At 72.4% G+C, this 17,611-nt stretch carries 19 protein-coding genes and 1 pseudogene; 11 read left to right on the top strand and 9 right to left on the bottom strand.

The features are described from left to right. Both TN53_RS48605 and TN53_RS34445 read right to left on the bottom strand, forming a co-directional pair. Positions 1-236, bottom strand: a pseudogene (locus TN53_RS48605) (serine/threonine protein kinase); the annotation flags it as partial. A gap of 111 nt (positions 237-347) precedes the next feature. Then, the gene (locus TN53_RS34445) at positions 348-1,142 is read right to left on the bottom strand and encodes a methyltransferase domain-containing protein (RefSeq protein WP_046262719.1); all 795 of its coding nucleotides are present in this window, start codon (positions 1,140-1,142) and stop codon (positions 348-350) included. A gap of 256 nt (positions 1,143-1,398) precedes the next feature. Here TN53_RS34445 and corA point away from each other — a divergent pair, with 256 nt between their 5' ends. Further along, positions 1,399-2,526 carry a magnesium/cobalt transporter CorA gene (corA, locus tag TN53_RS34440; RefSeq protein WP_046262718.1) on the top strand — a complete coding sequence of 376 codons (1,128 nt, stop codon included), beginning with the start codon at positions 1,399-1,401 and terminating at the stop codon, positions 2,524-2,526. Positions 2,527-2,696: 170 nt separating this feature from the next. Here the strand turns inward: corA and TN53_RS34435 are convergent, their stop codons facing one another. The 4 genes from TN53_RS34435 to TN53_RS34420 all read right to left on the bottom strand — a co-directional run bounded on the left by TN53_RS34435 (position 2,697) and on the right by TN53_RS34420 (position 4,786). Further along, the gene (locus TN53_RS34435) at positions 2,697-3,125 is read right to left on the bottom strand and encodes a CBS domain-containing protein (RefSeq protein WP_046262717.1); all 429 of its coding nucleotides are present in this window, start codon (positions 3,123-3,125) and stop codon (positions 2,697-2,699) included. Between the two features lie 112 nt (positions 3,126-3,237). Continuing rightward, positions 3,238-3,651 carry a PPOX class F420-dependent oxidoreductase gene (locus TN53_RS34430; RefSeq protein ID WP_046262716.1) on the bottom strand — a complete coding sequence of 138 codons (414 nt, stop codon included), beginning with the start codon at positions 3,649-3,651 and terminating at the stop codon, positions 3,238-3,240. A gap of 80 nt (positions 3,652-3,731) precedes the next feature. Continuing rightward, entirely contained in the window at positions 3,732-4,373 is a 642-nt protein-coding gene (locus tag TN53_RS34425; RefSeq protein ID WP_199924699.1) for a uridine kinase, read from the bottom strand. 17 nt (positions 4,374-4,390) lie between these two features. Further along, complete coding sequence (locus TN53_RS34420) at positions 4,391-4,786, bottom strand: winged helix-turn-helix transcriptional regulator (protein ID WP_046262715.1); 396 nt, start codon at positions 4,784-4,786, stop codon at positions 4,391-4,393. Positions 4,787-4,885: 99 nt separating this feature from the next. On the opposite strand from TN53_RS34420, the gene TN53_RS34415 reads away from it, so the two are divergent. The 4 genes from TN53_RS34415 to TN53_RS34400 all read left to right on the top strand — a co-directional run bounded on the left by TN53_RS34415 (position 4,886) and on the right by TN53_RS34400 (position 8,693). Continuing rightward, on the top strand, positions 4,886-5,599 hold the full coding sequence (locus tag TN53_RS34415) for an NAD(P)-dependent oxidoreductase (protein ID WP_046262714.1): 714 nt from the start codon (positions 4,886-4,888) through the stop codon (positions 5,597-5,599). Between the two features lie 44 nt (positions 5,600-5,643). Next, the gene (locus TN53_RS34410) at positions 5,644-6,339 is read left to right on the top strand and encodes a DUF2293 domain-containing protein (RefSeq protein WP_046262713.1); all 696 of its coding nucleotides are present in this window, start codon (positions 5,644-5,646) and stop codon (positions 6,337-6,339) included. A 227-nt stretch (positions 6,340-6,566) separates the two neighbouring features. Next, positions 6,567-7,046, top strand: coding sequence for a DUF1772 domain-containing protein (locus TN53_RS34405; RefSeq protein WP_046262712.1), 480 nt, complete (start codon positions 6,567-6,569; stop codon positions 7,044-7,046). A 159-nt stretch (positions 7,047-7,205) separates the two neighbouring features. Next, positions 7,206-8,693, top strand: coding sequence for a glutamate synthase subunit beta (locus TN53_RS34400; RefSeq protein WP_046262711.1), 1,488 nt, complete (start codon positions 7,206-7,208; stop codon positions 8,691-8,693). A gap of 82 nt (positions 8,694-8,775) precedes the next feature. Here the strand turns inward: TN53_RS34400 and TN53_RS34395 are convergent, their stop codons facing one another. After that, the gene (locus TN53_RS34395) at positions 8,776-9,252 is read right to left on the bottom strand and encodes a carboxymuconolactone decarboxylase family protein (RefSeq protein WP_046262710.1); all 477 of its coding nucleotides are present in this window, start codon (positions 9,250-9,252) and stop codon (positions 8,776-8,778) included. 47 nt (positions 9,253-9,299) lie between these two features. Here TN53_RS34395 and TN53_RS34390 point away from each other — a divergent pair, with 47 nt between their 5' ends. The 4 genes from TN53_RS34390 to TN53_RS34375 all read left to right on the top strand — a co-directional run bounded on the left by TN53_RS34390 (position 9,300) and on the right by TN53_RS34375 (position 14,936). Then, positions 9,300-10,790, top strand: a complete 1,491-nt coding sequence (locus TN53_RS34390; RefSeq protein ID WP_046262709.1) for a PLP-dependent aminotransferase family protein — start codon at positions 9,300-9,302, stop codon at positions 10,788-10,790. Positions 10,791-11,067: 277 nt separating this feature from the next. Beyond that, entirely contained in the window at positions 11,068-13,212 is a 2,145-nt protein-coding gene (locus tag TN53_RS34385) for a PEP/pyruvate-binding domain-containing protein (protein WP_046262708.1), read from the top strand. Next, positions 13,209-14,126 carry a hypothetical protein gene (locus TN53_RS34380; protein ID WP_046262707.1) on the top strand — a complete coding sequence of 306 codons (918 nt, stop codon included), beginning with the start codon at positions 13,209-13,211 and terminating at the stop codon, positions 14,124-14,126. The genes TN53_RS34385 and TN53_RS34380 overlap by 4 nt, the downstream gene beginning before the upstream one ends. A 171-nt stretch (positions 14,127-14,297) precedes the next feature. Continuing rightward, a complete protein-coding gene (locus TN53_RS34375) occupies positions 14,298-14,936 on the top strand; it encodes a protein-tyrosine phosphatase family protein (protein ID WP_234441771.1) in 639 nt (212 codons plus the stop codon). A gap of 111 nt (positions 14,937-15,047) precedes the next feature. Here the strand turns inward: TN53_RS34375 and TN53_RS34370 are convergent, their stop codons facing one another. Both TN53_RS34370 and TN53_RS34365 read right to left on the bottom strand, forming a co-directional pair. Next, positions 15,048-15,302, bottom strand: coding sequence for a DUF397 domain-containing protein (locus tag TN53_RS34370; RefSeq protein ID WP_046262705.1), 255 nt, complete (start codon positions 15,300-15,302; stop codon positions 15,048-15,050). Then, positions 15,303-16,163, bottom strand: a complete 861-nt coding sequence (locus TN53_RS34365; RefSeq protein WP_046262704.1) for a helix-turn-helix domain-containing protein — start codon at positions 16,161-16,163, stop codon at positions 15,303-15,305. It abuts the gene before it with no gap. Between the two features lie 239 nt (positions 16,164-16,402). Here TN53_RS34365 and TN53_RS34360 point away from each other — a divergent pair, with 239 nt between their 5' ends. After that, entirely contained in the window at positions 16,403-17,086 is a 684-nt protein-coding gene (locus TN53_RS34360; RefSeq protein ID WP_095046888.1) for an ATP-binding protein, read from the top strand. Beyond that, entirely contained in the window at positions 17,077-17,517 is a 441-nt protein-coding gene (locus TN53_RS34355; RefSeq protein WP_046262702.1) for a hypothetical protein, read from the top strand. The genes TN53_RS34360 and TN53_RS34355 overlap by 10 nt, the downstream gene beginning before the upstream one ends. Positions 17,518-17,611: the final 94 nt, after the last annotated feature.

The raw sequence follows: 17,611 nt of genomic DNA, 5'->3' as shown, positions 1-17,611 counted from the left end.
CGGGCGGGGGCGATGGCGGTCGAGCGCGTGGGCGGCAGACCGCCGGCCGTGGGCGGCAGACCGCCGGCCGTGGGCGGCAGACCGCCGGCCGTGGGCGGCTGACGTTCGGCCACCGGGGCGGCGGTTCGTGGGGAGTGGACCGCCGACCCCCTCAGGGTGCCGGGCGGTGGACCGGCGCCGAGGGCCGCTCCGCGCCGGCTGCCGGACCCGAGCGGCGCCGCCCCACTGCCCGTCACACACACCCCTGTCAGCGTCCGGCCTGCCACCTGCCTGTCGCCGACCATTCCCGACCGCCGTCAGCCAAGGGGACCGCGACTCCCGGCCCCTCCCGCACGCCGAACCCCGCCCTACGCCTTGCGCCCCCACGCCGAGATCATCGGCGCCGTGGCCAGGTCCATGCCGCCCGCCACGACGTTCGCCAGGTGCTGGTCGATGTCGTCGTCGGTGGCGAGGCCCGCGGTGACGAGTTGGTCGCGGATCTGGCGGATCGTGGCGGACTCCAGGGCCGCGCAGGCGGGTGAGCTGAGCGGGAAGTAGGCATCGGCCTCCACGCGCTGCAGGCCCGCCTCGCGGAGCAGGCGCGGCAGGCGGCGGCCGTAGGAGAGGTCGGCGCCGCGGTCGGCGAGCAGCCGGCGGAAGCCCTGGCGCAGACGGTTCGCCAACTGCTCGGCGGGGCCGTGGTCGTCGGGGCAGGTCAGGGGCTGGAGGGCGGGGTCGGCGTCCTCGATCAGGAGGCGGCCGCCGGGGCGCAGGGACTCGGCCATCGACCGCAACGCCCGTTCCCGGTCGGGCACATGGACGAGGACGAGGCGGGCGTGGACGAGGTCGAAGCCCTCCCCCGGTGCCTCTTCCGCGCCCACGTCGTGGACCCGGACCTCGACCGGCGGGCGGGCGGCCGGGGCGAGCCGCGAGGTGTCGATGTCGGTCGCGACGACCCGTCCGGTCGGGCCGACCTTCTTGGCCAGCCAGGACACCACGGACGTGCCGCCGGCGCCGACCTCCCAGCAGCGCCAGCCGGGTCCGATGCCGAACGACTCGAGGTGCCGGAACGTCGTGGGGTCGAAGAGGGCGGCGAAGGCGTCGAAGCGCTCTGCGGCCTCGGCCTGTTGGTTGTCGAGGAGATACCCGTCGGTTCGCATCATGCCGCGATCATCCCATTTGCCTGTCTTGTCCATACGGGTCGACGCTCCGGCGCCCCGACGCCACCGTACGACGGCGTACACCGGAACCAACGGCAGTCGCCCCGCCGTCACAGCGGCCGAAGTCCGTTATCCACGGGCGGGAACAAAGCGGAACATCCTGTTCCCACAGGCTTGCACGCCTTTCACCTCGAGCTGGCAGACTGGCCGGCCAGGGCGCAGAGATGCGGTGAGCGGGGATCCACGCAAGGAGATCCAGATGTCCATGGCAGGGAATCTGCGGAAGGTCACGAGCCTCAGCAGGGTCGGTGGCCTCCGCAAGGTGGCGAGGCTGGCGCGGCGGCGCCGGCGCGTCGACCTGAGCCACCCGGCCCGATCCCCCCTGGGTTCCTCCGTGGTGAACTGCGTGACGTACCGGGACGGCGGACGTGTCCTGGGCGGCAGCGATCTGGTCGACGCCGTGGAGCGGGTGCGCAAGCACGGCGACGGTTTCGTCTGGCTCGGTCTCCATGAACCGACGGACCAGGAGTTCGCGGGCATCGCGGAACTCTTCGAACTCCATCCGCTGGCGGTGGAGGACGCGATCGAGGCACATCAGCGGCCGAAGCTGGAGCGGTACGACGACGTGCTGTTCGCGGTCTTCAAGACGGTCTGCTATGTCGAGCACGAGGAGCTCACGGCAACGAGCGAGGTGGTGAACACCGGCGAGATCATGGTGTTCGTCGGCGAGGACTTCGTGATCACGGTCCGGCACGGCATGCACGGCTCGCTGGGCCCGCTGCGCGAGGAGCTGGAGGCCGACCCGCGGCAGCTCGCCAAGGGGCCGGCCGCGGTGCTGCACGCGGTCGCGGACCATGTGGTCGACGACTATCTGCACGTCACCGACCTGGTGCAGGCCGACATCGACCAGGTCGAGTCGGACGTCTTCTCCGAGAACGGCGCCCGGCTCGACCCGGGACGTATCTACCAGCTCAAACGCGAACTCCTGGAGCTCAAGCGGGCCGTGGTCCCGCTGACCCGGCCCATCGAGGAGCTCTCCACCCGGCCCATACGGGCGGTCGCCCCGGAGATACAGGCCTACTTCCGCGACGTGTCCGACCATCTGCTGCGCGCCAAGGAGCAGATCGCCGCCTTCGACGAACTGCTCAACTCGATTCTGCAGGCACACCTCGCCCAGGTCTCGGTCGCACAGAACGAGGACATGCGGAAGATCACGGCCTGGGCCGCGATCGTCGCCGTGCCGACGATGGTCTGCGGGGTGTACGGCATGAACTTCGAGCACATGCCGGAACTGCGCTGGACGTTCGGCTATCCCCTGGTCCTCAGCGTGATAGCCGTCGCGTGTCTGACGCTGTACCGCGGCTTCCGGCGAAGCGGCTGGCTCTGAACCCCGAGGAGGGACCGAGGAGGGACCGAGGGCGGACGGGGTGGACTCCACCCGTCATAGGCGGGCGGATTCTCGCCCACCCCCGACCGAGCCCACCCCGGCCCACCCCTACCGAGCCCACCCCGACAACGCCTCGCGGATCAGCGCATCACGGATCAGCGCATCGCGGATCAGCGCATCGAGCTCTTCGCGTAGACGCTCTCCGCCCAGGTGTGGATCTGGTCGTCCGTCAGATGCTGGGCCAGGTCGGCCTCGCTGATCATGCCGACCAGGCGCTTGTTCTCGATGACGGGAAGCCGGCGGATCTGGTGGTCCTGCATCTCGCGGAGCACATCGCCGACGTCGGCGTCCGCCTCGATCCAGCGCGGGGTGCCCTGGGCCATCTCACCCGCCGTGACCTTGGCGGGGTCGTGTCCCATGGCCACACAGCCGATCACGATGTCGCGGTCGGTGAGGATGCCGCAGAGCCGTTCGTTCTCGTCGCTGATGGGCAGGGCTCCGACATTGAGCTCACGCATCAGCTGGGCGGCGCGGTCCAGGGTCTCGTGGGCGGGGATCCACTGGGCGCCGCGGTGCATGATGTCTCCGGCGGTGGTCATGAAGTACCTCCCGGTGCCGGACGGCCGGCGCGGCGCGGGGCGCGCCGCTGGTCCCGGCGCCCTACATTCTCGCCGCGCCGCCGGGCCCCCGCACCCGGAACCGGGGAGCCGCTCAGGCCGAGAATCCGACGATCTTCCGCGGCACGACGCGGATGATCACGCGGGCCTCGTCCTCCTTCTCGGCGGGCGGGTCGATGCCGAGGTACTTGTGCGAGAGGTCGTGCGGGAGCCGCTTGTCCGGGTCCGGGAGGATCTCGGCGGTGCCGCGGATCTCGACCGAGGTGTAGGGGTTGGCGAGGTCGTAGACCGAGACGCTGATCCGGGGGTCGTGGCGGAGGTTGCGGACCTTCTGACGACGGTCGGTGGAGGAGAAGAGGACGGTGTCGCCCTCGCGTTTGATCCAGACCACCGAGTTCTGCGGGGAGCCGTCGGGGCCGAGGGTGGCGACGCTGGCGAAGTTCTTGCCGTCGAGGAGGGCGCGGACGGAGTCGTCGAAGGAGAGGTGATCACCCAAGGAAGTCGTCATGAGACCCACCCTAGTTAGATGCGCGCGCATATAAAAGCGGTTGGGTGGATGTTCTCTGGAGAACGGCCGGAAGTACCGGCTCATCCACCCCATGCCGGGTGCCGGGGGTCGTCGGCCCTCACCAGGACGTCGGCGGTGCCGGCAGGGTCGGTCTCGTCCGCGTAGCGCTCGAAGGCCTCCAGGGTCCACTGGTCGGCTTCGGGGGTGCGGCGGCGCAGAGCGCCCGGGGAGAGGAGGACGTGGACGGACAGGTCGAAGGGGAACCAGTGCCGCAGCAGGAGGGGGCCGTGCAGCAACAGGACGCCGCCAGGCGGGAGGTGGACATAGACGCTGCGGGTGGCGCGATCGGTGTCGGGGTCCCACAGGTCGGGCAGGACCCGGCCGTCGCCGCCCGGTTCGAGGGGGCCGAAGACCTCGCGCCACAGGGCGCCGGTGTCGAACCAGCCGTCGTAGTACGCCTCCACGTCCTGGCGGCCGTACTCCAGGCGGAGCGAGGCGGGACGCAGAAAGCCCTGGGTGCCGACGACGAGCGAAGGACGGCCGCGTATCCGCAGGGCTTCGGAGACGCGCTCGGCGAGATCCTGCGGGCGGGCCGCGGGGGCGCCGTCGAAGGCGACACGCGGCCAGGGGCTGTCGTCGGCCGGCTTCAGGTCGAGCAGACGGTCGGCCAGCACGTCGCCGAGCCGCTCCCAGGTGATCGCTTCGAGTCGCACACGGCCCATGATGCGTCAGCCGACGGTCAGGACGCGTCCCGCTCATGGACCCGCCGGGCGGCGAGCAGGTGCGGGAGGTGGGTCTCGCTCCAGGCGCGGGCGGCGTCGAGCAGCGGGATCAGGGTGCGGCCGAGAGGGGTGAGGGCGTATTCGACGCGGGGCGGGTTCTCTTCGTACGCGGTCCGGGTGAGGAGGCCGTCGCGTTCCATCGCGCGCAGGGTCTCGGCGAGGACCTTGGGGGTGACGGCCCTGAGCGGGACCCGGAGTTCCGTGAACCGGCGCGGGCCCCCTTCAAGACAGCGGATGACCATGCCGGTCCACTTGTCCCCCACCCGGAAGGGCATCACCGAGGAAGGGCAGACAGGGTCGAACATGTCGGGGTCCAGCGGAGCCGATGGGATGCCGTCCGGGGAGTCGGTCATCGGTCGAGGTTAGCGCCGATACCGTTGAAGTAACCGGCCCTTGTGTCTCTAACGTCCAGGTCAGGCACCGAACCGCGGTGCGTGGCAAGGAGGTCGGGCATGAGTGGGATCGTCGTCTTCGGAGCAGGCGGGCGGGCAGGGCGGGCCGTCACGGCGGAGGCCCGGCGGCGTGGGTACGAGGTGACGGCCGTGGTGCGGGATCCGGCGCGGTACACGGAGCTCGGGGCGGACGGGGTGGCAGTGGTCCGGGGTGATGTGACGGATCCCGGTTCGGTCGGTTCCGTGGCGGGCGGACACCTGGCCGCCGTGCACGCGGTGTCGCCGTTCAGCGGGCCGGAGCAGGGCTTCGACACGCTCGACCCCGACTTCTTCGTGAAGGCGGCGGACGCGCTGCTCGGCGGGCTCACCGCGGCGGGCGTGCGGCGACTGGTCGCCGTGGGGCTGGGCGCGAATCTGCTCGGGGCGGACGGGCGGCCGGTGATGGACGACCCCGCGGTGTTCCCGCCGGCCATCCGGCCGTTCGCGCTGGCGCACACGGCGGGGCTGAGCCGGCTGCGGGCGGAGGGTGACGGCGGCCTCGTCGACTGGGCGATGCTCACACCGGGAGGAGGACTGGAGGAGAACGCTCCGCGCACCGGGCGCTATGTGCTCGGCGGGGAGCGGATGCCCGACGGGACGCGTGTCCTGTCGTACGCGGACCTCGCCGTGGCGGTGGTCGACGAGATCGAGCGGCCCACGGCGCATCGGACGCGGGCGTCGGTGGTCGACGCCGAACAGGACACCGAATCGGACGCCGAACAGGACACCGAGTAGGACAAGGCCGTGGTTCATGGCCCCCTCGCGGGAATGAACCCGGTATGTCTCGCCTCGCGACTCCCCCGCGCCGCACCGGGCTTCTCGTCGTCCAGCCTCTCAGGCGGAAGCAGTGCGCCGAGTGCCGGGGCGGGCCGTTGTCGTTGCTGGTGCTGGAGGAGGGGGCGCCGCGGTGTCTGGACTGCGCCGACCTCGGGCATCTGGTGTTCCTGCCGCGCGGCGACACCGCGCTGACGCGCCGGGCACGGGAGGAGAGCGCGCTGTCGGCGGTGGTCGTCCGGTTCAACCGGCGCAGGGCGAGATACGAGCGGCAGGGCGTGCTCGTCGAGGAGGAGGCGCTCACACGGGCGGAGGTGCGGTGCCTCGCGGACGCCGAGGCGCGGCGGCGGCGCCGGTCGCGGGACGCGCGGCGGCGGGCGGCGGAGGACGTGCGGTTCACGGACGCGTTCGCGGCGGAGATACGGCGGCTGTTTCCCGGCTGCCCGACGGAGCGGGCGCGGGGGATCGCGGCGCATGCCTCGGTGCGGGGCAGTGGGCGGGTGGGGCGGAGTGCGGCGGGGCGGGCGTTGTCCGAGGGGGCGGTGGTTTCGGCGGTCGCGGCGTCCGTACGGCATCTGGACACGCCGTACGACCAGTTGCTGATGAGCGGGGTGCCGCGGCACGAGGCGCGCAGGCGGATCACGGCGGCCGTGGAGACGGTGCTGGGCGGATGGCGGGCGACGGAGGCCGAGGCCGGTTGAGAGGGCGATGCCGCGGTCGACGGCGCCGCCGGGCCGTGCCGCCGTGCCGCCGTGACCGGGAGGGGACCGGTGGTTCGGAGGAGGGCGGCAGGGGGAGGTTCTCCTCTTTGGACGCTCGCGTATGCCCGCGCGGCCTTCGGCCATGGTGACCCTGCCCGTACGGGAATTCACTTGTGGTGACGGTTGGGCGCCGGGCAGGATCTCGGCTCGATGCGGGAGTTGACGACATGATCGAGGGACCGTACTTCGTACTGACGGTGCTGGGTGTGCTCGGGACCGGTCTGGTGGCCGGCGTCTTCTGCGCCTTCTCGACCTTCGTGATGAAGGGGCTGGCCGCGCTTCCGCCGGCGCAGGGCGTCGCCGCGATGAAGGCGATCAACGTGACCGCACTGCGGCCCGCGTTCATGCTCGTGTTCGCCGGGTCGGCGGTGCTGTGCGCGGTGATCGCGGTGGTGACGTTCGTGCTGTGGCCGGACGAGGGGACGGTGGAGCTGCTGCTGGGCAGCGCGCTGTATCTGTTCGGCTCGTTCGGGGTGACGATGGTCGCGAACGTGCCGCGCAACGACACGTTGATGAGGCTGGACGCGGGGACGGCCGAAGCGGCCGCGTACTGGCCGGAGTATGTGCGCGAGTGGACGGTCTGGAACCACGTCCGCATGGTCGCTTCGGGCGCCGCGGCGGTGTCGTACGTGCTGGCCCTCACGTAGCCGCGCACGGGCACGGGGAAAGCCCGAGGGGCCGCCGGAAAGCGCTGTCCCCTCACCCTGTCTTCCCCCCTGCGCGAGTGGCCGACGGGACGTATCGTGGCCGAAAGGGTGCCGCCCGATGACGCACGGCCCGTCGACGCCCACGCAAGGAAGACGGCCATGGCCGATCCCAAGGGATTCATGACCACCCCTCGCCAGGAGTGGCCCCGCAGGCCCGTCGGGGAACGGGTCGGGGACTGGGACGAGGTGTACGTCCCCGGGGCGTTGCTGCCCATCATCAACAAGCAGGCAGACCGCTGTATGGACTGCGGCGTCCCGTTCTGCCACGAGGCCTGTCCGCTCGGGAATCTGATCCCCGAGTGGAACGACCTGGTCAGCCGGGACGACTGGCGGCAGGCCGCCGACCGGCTGCACGCCACGAACAACTTCCCCGAGTTCACGGGTCGGTTGTGCCCGGCGCCCTGCGAGGCGGGGTGTGTGCTCGCCATCAACCAGCCCGCGGTCACCATCAAGAACGTCGAGGTCGCCATCGCCGACCGGGCCTGGGAGCTGGGCTTCGCGCCACCGCGGCCGCCGGACCGGCTGTCCGGGCGCACGGTCGCGGTGATCGGGTCGGGGCCGACCGGACTCGCGGCGGCACAGCAGCTGACCCGGGCGGGGCACACGGTCGCGGTGTACGAGAAGGACGACCGCCTCGGCGGGCTGATGCGGTACGGCATCCCCGAGTTCAAGATGGAGAAGCACCATCTTCAGCGGCGGATCGAGCAGATGCGGGCCGAGGGCACGAAGTTCCGTACGTCGACGGCGGTCGGGCAGGACATCGGGGCGGCGGAGTTGCGGGCCCGGTACGACGCGGTGGTGATCGCGACCGGGGCCACGGCGTGGCGTGAACTGTCCGTGCCCGGGCGGGAGTTGGCGGGCATCCACCAGGCGATGGAGTATCTGCCGCTGGCCAACCGGGTGTGCGAGGGGGACTTGGAGAGCTCCCCGATGTCCGCCGCCGGCAAGCATGTCGTCATCGTCGGCGGTGGGGACACCGGGGCCGACTGTCTGGGCACGGCGGTGCGTGAAGGGGCCGCCTCCGTCAGCCAGTTGGACATCTACGCCCAGCCGGGTGCCGAGCGCGACGAGGATGCCGAGCCCTGGCCGACGTATCCGAAGATCTACCGGCTGTCGGCCGCGCACGAGGAGGCCGGCGACCTCCGGACCGCGCCGGCGGCCGACGCGGACGCGCGGCTGTTCGCGGCGTCCACGCTCCGCTTCACCGGCGACGCGGACGGGCAGGTGCGGTCGCTGCATCTGGTCGAGGTCGACGCTGAGCGGCGGCCGGTGTCGGGTACCGGGCGGGCGCTCCCCGCCGACCTCGTCCTGCTCGCCCTCGGCTTCTCCGGGCCGGACCGAAAGGACGGGCTCGTCGATCAGCTGGGGCTGGCGATGGAGCCGCGCGGCACGATCACCCGGGACGCCGGCTTCGCGACGAGCGCTCCCGGGGTGTTCGCCGCGGGGGATGCCGCCCGGGGGCAGTCGCTCATCGTGTGGGCGATCGCGGAGGGACGCGCGGTGGCGGCGGCGGTCGACCGCCATCTGACGGGGAGTTCGCGACTGCCGGCGCCGATCGGACCGTACGACCGGCCGATGACGGTGTAGCCGGGCCCAGCCGAAGCCGGCGACGGCGGGCGCCACGGCCCGCCGGGCCCCTCCCTCGTTCGGATCCGCCTCTCCACGTCGTTCAGACCCGCTCGTCCGTCCCCGCCACCTTCTTCGTCGCCAGGGCCACCCTGTTCCAGGTGTTGATGGCGAAGATCAGCCCGAGCACCTGCGCCAGCTCCTCCTCCTCGAACCGGGCCGCGGCCTGCGCGTACACCTCGTCCGGGATGCCGCCGTCGGCCACCAGCGTGACCGCCTCGGTCAGGGCCAGGGCCGCCTGCTCCTTCTCCGTGAAGAAGTGCCGGGCCTCGCGCCAGACGGAGACCATGTGGAGCCGGTCCTCGCTCTCGCCGGCCTTGCGGGCGTCGTTGGTGTGCATGTGGAGACAGTAGGCGCAGTGGTTGAGGTGCGAGGCGCGGATCTGGATCAGTTCCACCAGGGCCGGGTCCAGTCCCGCGCGGGCGGCGGCGTCGAAGCCGATGAGGGCGCGGAAGACCTTCGGGGCGGACTTGGCGAAGTTGAGGCGAGGAGCGGCGGCGGTGTTCGTGTTCGTCGTCATGTCCCTCAACCTACGGGGCCGATAGACCCGCTGTAGGGTGCATTTCCATGGCGAAATCGTGGGTCAATTCCGCGGAGCGGATCGGCTCCGACCTGCACCTGGAGCTCTCCGGCCCGGGCAGCACACGGGCCGCTCTCATCGATGCCCTGCGGGAGGCGGTACGCAGTGGCCGGCTCACCCCCGGCACCCGGCTGCCGCCGTACCGCTCACTCGCCGCCGACCTGGGCGTGGCCCGCAACACGGTGGCCGACGCCTACGCCGAGCTCGTCGCGGAGGGCTGGCTCACCGCCCGCCAGGGCTCGGGGACACAGGTCGCCGAGCGGGCCGAGCCGCTGCGTCCCCAGCGGAAGCACGTGCGCGTACCCGTGAAAACGCCTCCACGCGCGCGTGGCCCCCGGCACGACCTGCGCCAGGGCACCCCGGACGCGTCGACGTTCCCGCGCGCCGCCTGGCTGGCCTCCTACCGCCGGGCTCTTCAGGAGGCGCCCAACGAGGTGTTCGGCCCCGGTGACCCCGCGGGCCGCGTCGAGCTGCGGGAGGCGCTCACGGAGTACCTGGCACGCGCGCGTGGCGTGCGCACCGAGCCCGGCCGGATCGTGATCTGCTCCGGCTTCGCGCACGCGCTGCGGCTGCTGTCCCGGACGCCGGTCCTGCGCGGCACCCTGGCCGTCGAGGCGTACGGTCTGCCCTTCCACCGCGAGCTCCTCGCCGACGCGGGCGTCCGGACCGTACCGCTCCCCCTGGACGAACACGGCGCCGACGTGAGCCGGTTGGCGCGGGAGCGGGCCGTACTGCTCACGCCCGCCCACCAGTTCCCGACCGGCGGACCGCTGCACGCCGAGCGGCGGGCGGCCGTCGTCGACTGGGCACGCGCGCGTGGCGGGGTGGTGCTGGAGGACGACTACGACGGGGAGTTCCGCTACGACCGCAGACCCGTCGGCGCGGTCCAGGGCCTCGACCCGGAGCGGGTGATCTTCGTCGGCTCGGTCAGCAAGAGCCTGTCGCCCGCGCTGCGGCTGGGGTGGATGGTGCTGCCGGAGCGCCACGTCGCCGACGTGCTCGCGGCCAAGGGCGAGCGGGAGGCCTGGGTGAGCGTCCTCGACCAGCTCAGCCTCGCCGACTTCCTGTCGTCGGGATCGTACGACCGTCATGTGCGGCGCATGCGGCAGAGGTACCGGAGCCGCCGTGACCGCCTGGTCGCGGCGCTGGCCGAGCACGCGCCGCACATCGAGGTGACCGGGGTCGCGGCCGGGCTGCACGCGGTGCTGCGGCTGCCGCCCGGCACCGAGCGGTCCGTGCTGAAGGCGGCCACGTGGGCGGGCATCGCGCTGGACGGCCTCGCCGAGTTCCAGCACCCGCAGGCACCGCGGACACCAGGGACACCAGGGACACCAGGGACACCAAAGGCACCGGAGCCGTCCGAGGCCGCCGTACCGGCGTACGACGGGCTCGTCGTGGGATACGCGACGCCGTCGGAGCACGCGTACGGCGCGGCGCTGGACGCCCTGTGCCGGGTGCTGCCCCCCGAGGCCGGCTGAGGGGTCTCCTTCCCCCGGCGGAGGCGCGGCGTACTGCCTGCGAAGGAGCGCGCCCCGGGCGCTCTCCTCCGGTGCTCCTGATTCCTCGCCGTACGTCCGAAAAGTGGCTTCCGACCGAGATGGAAACCAACAGCGGTGGGATCATTGCAGCAGGAGGTGTGCTGCCGTCGGACCCCGGCGGATCGGCAGCGGCTCGCCCCATCCTTCGTTCCGCCGTCAGGCGCAGGGCCACCCCCGCGCGTCCCCCCTGTTGGCGGCCGGTCCTGGAGGGTGAGCGATGACGACGCTCGACGAACGTCACGGAGAAGGTGCACGCGACGGGGACAGGCCTCGGGGCGAGGCGGCCCTCGGTCTGGTCGACGCCCATGCCCCGGTCACCGTCCCGCTCGACCGTCCCGGCGCCGCGGTGCCCGCCGACGCGGGGTCCAAGGCCGCGAACCTCGCGCGCGCGGCCGGCGCGGGGCTGCCGGTGCTCCCCGGCTTCGTGATCCCGTACGAAGGGGGCGCCGACCCGGACGCCCTGCGGCGGGCCTGGCAGGAGCTCTCCGACGGCGGCGCACGCCCGCTCGTCGTACGGTCCTCCTCGCCCCAGGAGGACACGGAGGAGTCGTCCCTGGCGGGCCAGTTCGCCTCCGTCCTGGACGTGCGGGGATGGCAGGACTTCCGTACCGCGGTGCGGACCGTGCTCGATTCCGCGGTACGGCCCGACGGGGCCACGGCACCGATGGCGGTGCTCGTGCAGCCGATGCTCGCGGCGCGGGTCGGCGGAGTCATGTTCGGTGCCGATCCCGTGGAGGGGCGGACCGACCGGATGCTGGTGAGCGCGGTGCGGGGTGGTCCGGACACGCTGGTCAGCGGGGAACAGGCGGGCACCAACTACTGGCTGAGCGGGCGGGGTCGGCTGCTGCGGACGGAGCCTTCCGAGGCCGGTTCGCTGCTCACCCGCTCCGAGCTGGCCCGCCTCGCACGGCTCGCGCGGCGGGCCCGGCGGATCTTCGGCGGCCCTCAGGACATCGAGTTCGGGTTCGACGGGGACGGGCGGCTGTGGCTGTTCCAGAGCCGTCCGATCACGGCGATGGCGGCGCGGCCGCCGCGCGGGGCACGGCTGCTCGGGCCCGGTCCGGTGGCGGAGACGCTGCCCGAGCAGCTGGCGCCGCTGGAGGAGGACCTGTGGGTGGCGCCGATGGCCCGCGGGCTCGCCGCCGCGCTCGACATCGGCGGGAGCACGCCGCGTCGGCTGCTGCGGACGGTGCCGGTGGTCACGACGGTAGGCGGTCGGGCCGCCGCAGACCTGCGGCTGCTCGGCACCACGGGGCCGCGGCACCGGTGGCTGGCGCTGCTCAACCCGGCGCCGGGCGCCCGCAGGCTGGGCGCCGCCTGGCAGGTGGGCCGCCTCGCCGCGGCGCTGCCGGGTCTGGCGACGGACCTCGTGGCGGACGTCGACCGCCGCCTCGCCGAGATACCGCGGCTGTCCGCGCTCCCCTCGTCCGCCCTGGTCGCGGAGGTCCGCTGGACCCGCAGGACCCTGGTCTCCCTGCACGCCCAGGAGGCCCTCGCGGGAACGCTCCTCAAGGAGCCCCCGAAGAGCCGCACGGCGGCGGGGACGGCTCTGGCCGCCCTGGAGACGGCACGCGCGCGTGGCGTGCCCGACGAGCGGGTGATCGGCGAGCACCCGGTGGTCCTGGCGCTCACCTCACCGAGTCTGCGGAAGCGGGCGCGGCTCCCGGCGCCGGCGGACGTGGCCGGCGACGAGGAGCAGGCCGTGCCGAGGTCCCGGGTGTCGGAGGCCGCCGAGAATGTCCCGCCGGAACCCCGCCACGGCGCCCACCACTCCCCCACCACCGCCCTCCCGCCCCGCGAATCCCTCCGCCTGCGCATCCGCTGGGTGCAGGAGCTCCAGGTGCGGCTCGTAAGGGAGGCGGCGCGGCGGCTCGGGCTCGATGCGGAGCGGGTCGGGCTGTTGCGGTGGCGGGAGCTGGCCGCGGGGCTGCACGGCGCGCCGCTGCCCGCCGATCTCGGGGCACGGGTGCCGCAGGACGAGTCGGCGCCGTTGCCGGACGCGTTCCGGCTGACGGAGACCGGAGGTGTCGTCGCCGAGCGGGGCGGCGGGAACCGCGACGGTATGCGCGGGGTGTCCGGTGGGCGGGCCATCGGGACCGTGTGGGACGGGACGGGGCCGCAGCCCGAGGACGCCGTGCTCGTCGTACGGACCCTGGATCCCGCGCTCGCCCCGCTGCTGCCCGGTCTCACGGGGCTGGTCGCGCAGACCGGCAGCCCCTTGTCCCATCTCGCGGTGCTGGCACGGGAGTTCGAGCTCCCCGCCGTCGTGGGGGCGACGGACGCGGTGCACCGCTTCCCTGTCGGTTCCCGCCTCACCGTCGACGGGACCGCCGGGGACGTACGGCCGGGAGACACGCCATGAGGAGGATCGCGTACGTCTTCGCGGGCCTGGCCGCGGCCGGTGCCGGGACGTACCTCGTCGTCTATCTGTACCGGTGGCAATGGCAGCGGGCCATGCTGATGGGCGTTCTGCTGCTGGTCGTCGAGGTACTGCTGCTCGGCATCGTGATGCTGGGGCGGCTGACCCGTATCGAGGAGCGGCTGAGCGCGTCCGACCAGCGGCAGCGGGAGCTGGCGGCACGGCAGGAGGACACGCTCGCCCGGCTGAGGCAGCCGGCCGTGGAACGGGAGGAGACCCGGTTCCGGTGGCTGGAGGAGCCGGCGGACCGGGCGTATGTCTTCGTGCCGGTCCTCATGGTCACCGGTGTGCTGCTGTCCGGGCTCGCCTGGGTGGTGCAGCGCGTCGCCTCGGCCACGGCCCGTCCCGCCGAGCGGCGGCTCGCCGGGCGGCTGGCCGTCCTCACCGCACCCGATCCGGCCTCGCCGGACGATCTGGAGGACCTGCCGTCGCCGGCCGCCCGCCGCTCGCGGGGCCGTACCGCGCGTCTCGTCACCGTCGGGGTCGTCGGTGCCGCCCTGCTCGGCGCGCTGGTCGCGGGTCTCGCCGACTTCACCCAGACCAGGGAGGAGAAGGCGAACGAGAGCGAGGCCACATCGGTGCTCGTCCAGGTCGACCTGCGCGGCCCTGACACGACGGCCGCACGCCGGTCGCTGGCCGCACAGCAGGTCTGGGAGCGCTGCCGGGACTCCACGTCCGTACCGTTGCGGCGCGCCACCCTCGGCGACCTGGGGGACGGCCTCTTCGCGGGCGTCGTCCACCCCGCTCTCACCGAGCACGACCGTATGCGGCTGCGGGGCTGCCTGGAGGACGCGACCCTGGAACGCGCCCACCTCACGGTGGTGGGCATCGGGGACGCGGACGCCGACGACGACTGATCGGACACGAAGGACACATTTGCCTGTGTACACGGACAAGACGGCCAAGAGGACCTCGGGTTACCCTGCCAAAGCGCCTACGTCCCCTAGTCCCCCTGGTCGCTCATGGCTGTCCTCACCACTGCTCTCCCCCGCCCTGCCGCCCCTCGGCGTCCGCTCCGGCGACGCACCATGCGGATCCTGCTGACCCTCGTCCTCGGTTACGTCGTCCTGTGGGCGGCCGGCGCCGGGGGCATCCTGGCCCTGTCGTACTGGACGCGCCAGGAGACCCCGGCCCCGGCGGGGACCTCCACCGTGCAGGGCGTCCACAACTTCCAGCCGGTCGACACGTCGGGCCACCTGTGGCGCGGCGCCGCCCCCTCCCCGGCCGGGTACCGGACGCTGGCGGCCATGGGCTTCACCACGGTCGTCGACCTGCGCGCCGAGGACCTCAGCGCGCACCAGCTCGCCGAGCCGACCGACGCCGGTCTGGACGTCGTACGACTGCCGATCCGTGACGGTCAGACGCCGAGGCCCGAGCAGGTGCAGCGCCTCCTGGACATCGTCGCCAAGTCGTCAGGGACCGTGTTCGTGCACTGCGGCGCGGGAGTCGGCCGTACGGGCACGATGGCGGCGGCCTATCTCGTACAGACCGGCGAGGAGTCGTCCGCTGCGGCGGTCCGGCGCAATCTCGCGGTCGGACCGCCGTCGATCGAGCAGATCTACTACGGGCTGAGCCTCAGCCGGAACGAGGCGGCACAGCCGCCGCTGCCGGTGGTGGCGGTCAGCCGGCTGGTGGACGCGCCCCGGCGCGTCGCGTCCTGGTTCTAGTTCACCTCACGGCATCGCTCCCCCAGTGCGGGGGCGATCTCCCGGGCTATCTGATGGTCCATCAATTAAGCACCACACCATGCAAGTTCGAACCGCCGTCGGACCAACACGTCACGACAGCAGGAAGTCCGCCTCCCCCGCCTTGGCACCCTTGATGAAGGCCGTCATCTCGTCGCTGGTGTAGATCAGCGCCGGACCGTCCGGGTCCGTCGACTGACGGACGGCGATCCGTCCGTCGGCCAGCTTCATCGCCTCCAGGCAGTTGCCGCCGTTGCCGCCGCTCCAGGGCTTGTGCCAGCCCTCGCTGCCCAACTCCCGCGCGGGCATGCCGTTGTAGACCGGTATGCGCGGCTTGATGCGATCCATTCACAGCTCCTTGCGGAGATCCCGGAGGATCTCCTTCGTGCGATGTGCCGTAGCGGCCTGCGCCGCCATGCGGTCCATGACCTCGAGATGGGTCGCCACCTCGGGGCGCGCGTCGAGATAGACGGCGCCGGTCAGGTACTCGCTGTAAACCATGTCCGGAAGCTCCGGCACGGCGAATCGGAACAGCACGAAGGGCCCGTACGTGCCGGGGTGCGGCCCGTTGGCGAACGGGGCGACCTGCAGGGTCACGTTGGGCAGCTTCGTGGCCTCGAGCAGTTTGTCGATCTGGGCACGCATCACCTCCGGGCCGCCGACGGGGCGGCGCAGCGCGGTCTCGTCCACCACGGCCCAGAACCGCGGCGCGTCGGGACGGGTGAGCAGTTCCTGGCGTTGTACTCGCAGTGCGACGTGCCGTTCGATGTCGTCCGGGCTGGTCTGGCCGATGGCCCCCGACTTCAGGACGCCACGGGCGTACTCCTCGGTCTGCAGCAGTCCGGGCAGGAAGTGGGGGTCGTAGGACCGGATGAGGCCGGCGGCGCCCTCGAGGCTGACGTACATCGAGAACCAGCCCGGCAGGATGTCGTGGAACCGCTGCCACCAGCCGGGTTTATTGGCCTCCTCGGCCAGTTCCACGAAGGCGTCGGCCTCCTCCTCGGAGACGCCGTAGGACTTCAGGAGCAGCTGGAGATACGGGATCTTGAGGCCGACCTCGGCCATCTCCATCCGGCGGACCGTGGCGGGGGCGACGCGCAGGACCTTGGCGGCCTCCTCGCGCTTGAGACCGGCACGTTCGCGCAGGTCCAGCAGGCGTCGGCCGAGAACGACCTGGCCGACCGTCGGCGCGGACCGCGGCTCGCTCACCCTCCACCTCCTGGACGTTCCGGGGCCCGGGGACCCGTAAAAACCTGTGCAAAAGAATCCTGGCAGCCGGACGGCGCCATTCGAAGACCTATTCGAAGACCTGGTCGGATCTCCGATGATCTCAACTGGCGCCGCTCGACATGCTTGTTGCGAGCAGTGTGCCACGGCCTTCCAGACCGTCACACAGCACTCTGCAATTTTCAGAGTGACACTTGCCAAGTGTTCACGGCGGGGCGATAGTGGCAAGCGTGATTCCGTCCGCGCCCTTAGGAACAGACGCCGCCGCAGGCCCCCACAGCCTCGGTGCCGCCGAGGGGGTAACCCCTGGTGGGGCCGCTGCCGAACGCCGGTTCCGGTTCGAGCTGGCCGCACATCCGGGTTCGCCGGCCCAGGCGAGACGGTTGACGCGGGCTCGGCTGAACGGCTGGTCGGTCTGCGAGGACACCTGCGACTCGGCGGCCCTGGTGGTCACCGAGCTGGTCACCAACGCGATCGTGCACACGGCGAGCAGCCACATCGTGTGCGAGCTGCACGACGGCGACGAGCTGGTGCGAATAGCCGTGCGTGACGAGGGCTGCGCGCCGGGTGAGGTCCATCCGTCCGTGGCGCAGCGGGGCGAGGAGGAGCACGGGAGGGGACTGCTTCTCGTCGACGCCCTCTGTCACGCCTGGGGAGCCCATGAGCACGGCCCCGGTCTGCTGGTCTGGGCGGAGCTCCCGCGCAAGGCCGACACCCCGCGTCACGACTGCGGCCCCTGCAACGATCTGGGCTGGGGAGCCCGCCCCAAGCCCGGCCCCGCCGACGGCTCGGGCGGCGAGCACGATGAGGCGGACGCGCGACACGACGGAACAGCGCGGCACGACAGAACGGCAAGACACGACGGCACGGCGCGGCATCACGGGACGGGGGGTCCATGGCTGTGAGGCCCGCGACCGGCGGCAAGGTACTGACCCTGGACACGCTGGTCCGCCTCCGGCGCGGCCTGCACACCCCGGCCGCACCCCGCCGACTCCCTGTCCCCGACGGGATGACCACCCCCCTGGGCTGCGACGCGGTGGCGATACCCGCCCGCTTCGGCCCGCTGCTCATGCCCCGGCTGCCCCGTGCGGGGTGCGTCTACGCCGATGAGACGCACTGGTGGTGGCTCGTCCCGTCGGACTCCGACTACGCCCTGGAGTGGCCCGCTCCCGCCCAGTACGCCACCGGCGCGATCGTTCCGGACGCGCCGGTGGTCCCCGACCTGATCCACCGCCCCGAGGGCAAGCTTCCGTACACGCCGCCGATCCCGCTGTATCTGGCGCTGTGCCGGGTCACGGGGACCACGCCGACCTGGTCGCGGCCGATCAGCGCGTAGGTCTGCGACGGCTGGCCGAGGGGGCTGAGGGCCCGTGTCCCGAGACGCGGGCCTCAGGAGCCTCCGAGGCAGGCGGGGCCGGTGATCTCCGTAT

Origin of the sequence: Streptomyces sp. WM6386 (genome assembly GCF_000972385.1) — a bacterium.
Lineage (GTDB): Bacteria > Actinomycetota > Actinomycetes > Streptomycetales > Streptomycetaceae > Streptomyces.
Note: the sequence above shows the minus strand (reverse complement) of the source record. Positions and strands in the feature narration are given on the sequence as shown.

Bases quoted from the DNA above. Each gene is read 5' to 3' on its own strand.
- TN53_RS34445 (WP_046262719.1), bottom strand. From the start codon at position 1,142: ATGATGCGAACCGACGGGTATCTCCTCGACAACCAACAGGCCGAGGCC.
- corA (WP_046262718.1), top strand. From the start codon at position 1,399: ATGTCCATGGCAGGGAATCTGCGGAAGGTCACGAGCCTCAGCAGGGTC.
- TN53_RS34435 (WP_046262717.1), bottom strand. From the start codon at position 3,125: ATGACCACCGCCGGAGACATCATGCACCGCGGCGCCCAGTGGATCCCC.
- TN53_RS34430 (WP_046262716.1), bottom strand. From the start codon at position 3,651: ATGACGACTTCCTTGGGTGATCACCTCTCCTTCGACGACTCCGTCCGC.
- TN53_RS34425 (WP_199924699.1), bottom strand. From the start codon at position 4,373: ATGGGCCGTGTGCGACTCGAAGCGATCACCTGGGAGCGGCTCGGCGAC.
- TN53_RS34420 (WP_046262715.1), bottom strand. From the start codon at position 4,786: ATGACCGACTCCCCGGACGGCATCCCATCGGCTCCGCTGGACCCCGAC.
- TN53_RS34415 (WP_046262714.1), top strand. From the start codon at position 4,886: ATGAGTGGGATCGTCGTCTTCGGAGCAGGCGGGCGGGCAGGGCGGGCC.
- TN53_RS34410 (WP_046262713.1), top strand. From the start codon at position 5,644: ATGTCTCGCCTCGCGACTCCCCCGCGCCGCACCGGGCTTCTCGTCGTC.
- TN53_RS34405 (WP_046262712.1), top strand. From the start codon at position 6,567: ATGATCGAGGGACCGTACTTCGTACTGACGGTGCTGGGTGTGCTCGGG.
- TN53_RS34400 (WP_046262711.1), top strand. From the start codon at position 7,206: ATGGCCGATCCCAAGGGATTCATGACCACCCCTCGCCAGGAGTGGCCC.
- TN53_RS34395 (WP_046262710.1), bottom strand. From the start codon at position 9,252: ATGACGACGAACACGAACACCGCCGCCGCTCCTCGCCTCAACTTCGCC.
- TN53_RS34390 (WP_046262709.1), top strand. From the start codon at position 9,300: ATGGCGAAATCGTGGGTCAATTCCGCGGAGCGGATCGGCTCCGACCTG.
- TN53_RS34385 (WP_046262708.1), top strand. From the start codon at position 11,068: ATGACGACGCTCGACGAACGTCACGGAGAAGGTGCACGCGACGGGGAC.
- TN53_RS34380 (WP_046262707.1), top strand. From the start codon at position 13,209: ATGAGGAGGATCGCGTACGTCTTCGCGGGCCTGGCCGCGGCCGGTGCC.
- TN53_RS34375 (WP_234441771.1), top strand. From the start codon at position 14,298: ATGCGGATCCTGCTGACCCTCGTCCTCGGTTACGTCGTCCTGTGGGCG.
- TN53_RS34370 (WP_046262705.1), bottom strand. From the start codon at position 15,302: ATGGATCGCATCAAGCCGCGCATACCGGTCTACAACGGCATGCCCGCG.
- TN53_RS34355 (WP_046262702.1), top strand. From the start codon at position 17,077: ATGGCTGTGAGGCCCGCGACCGGCGGCAAGGTACTGACCCTGGACACG.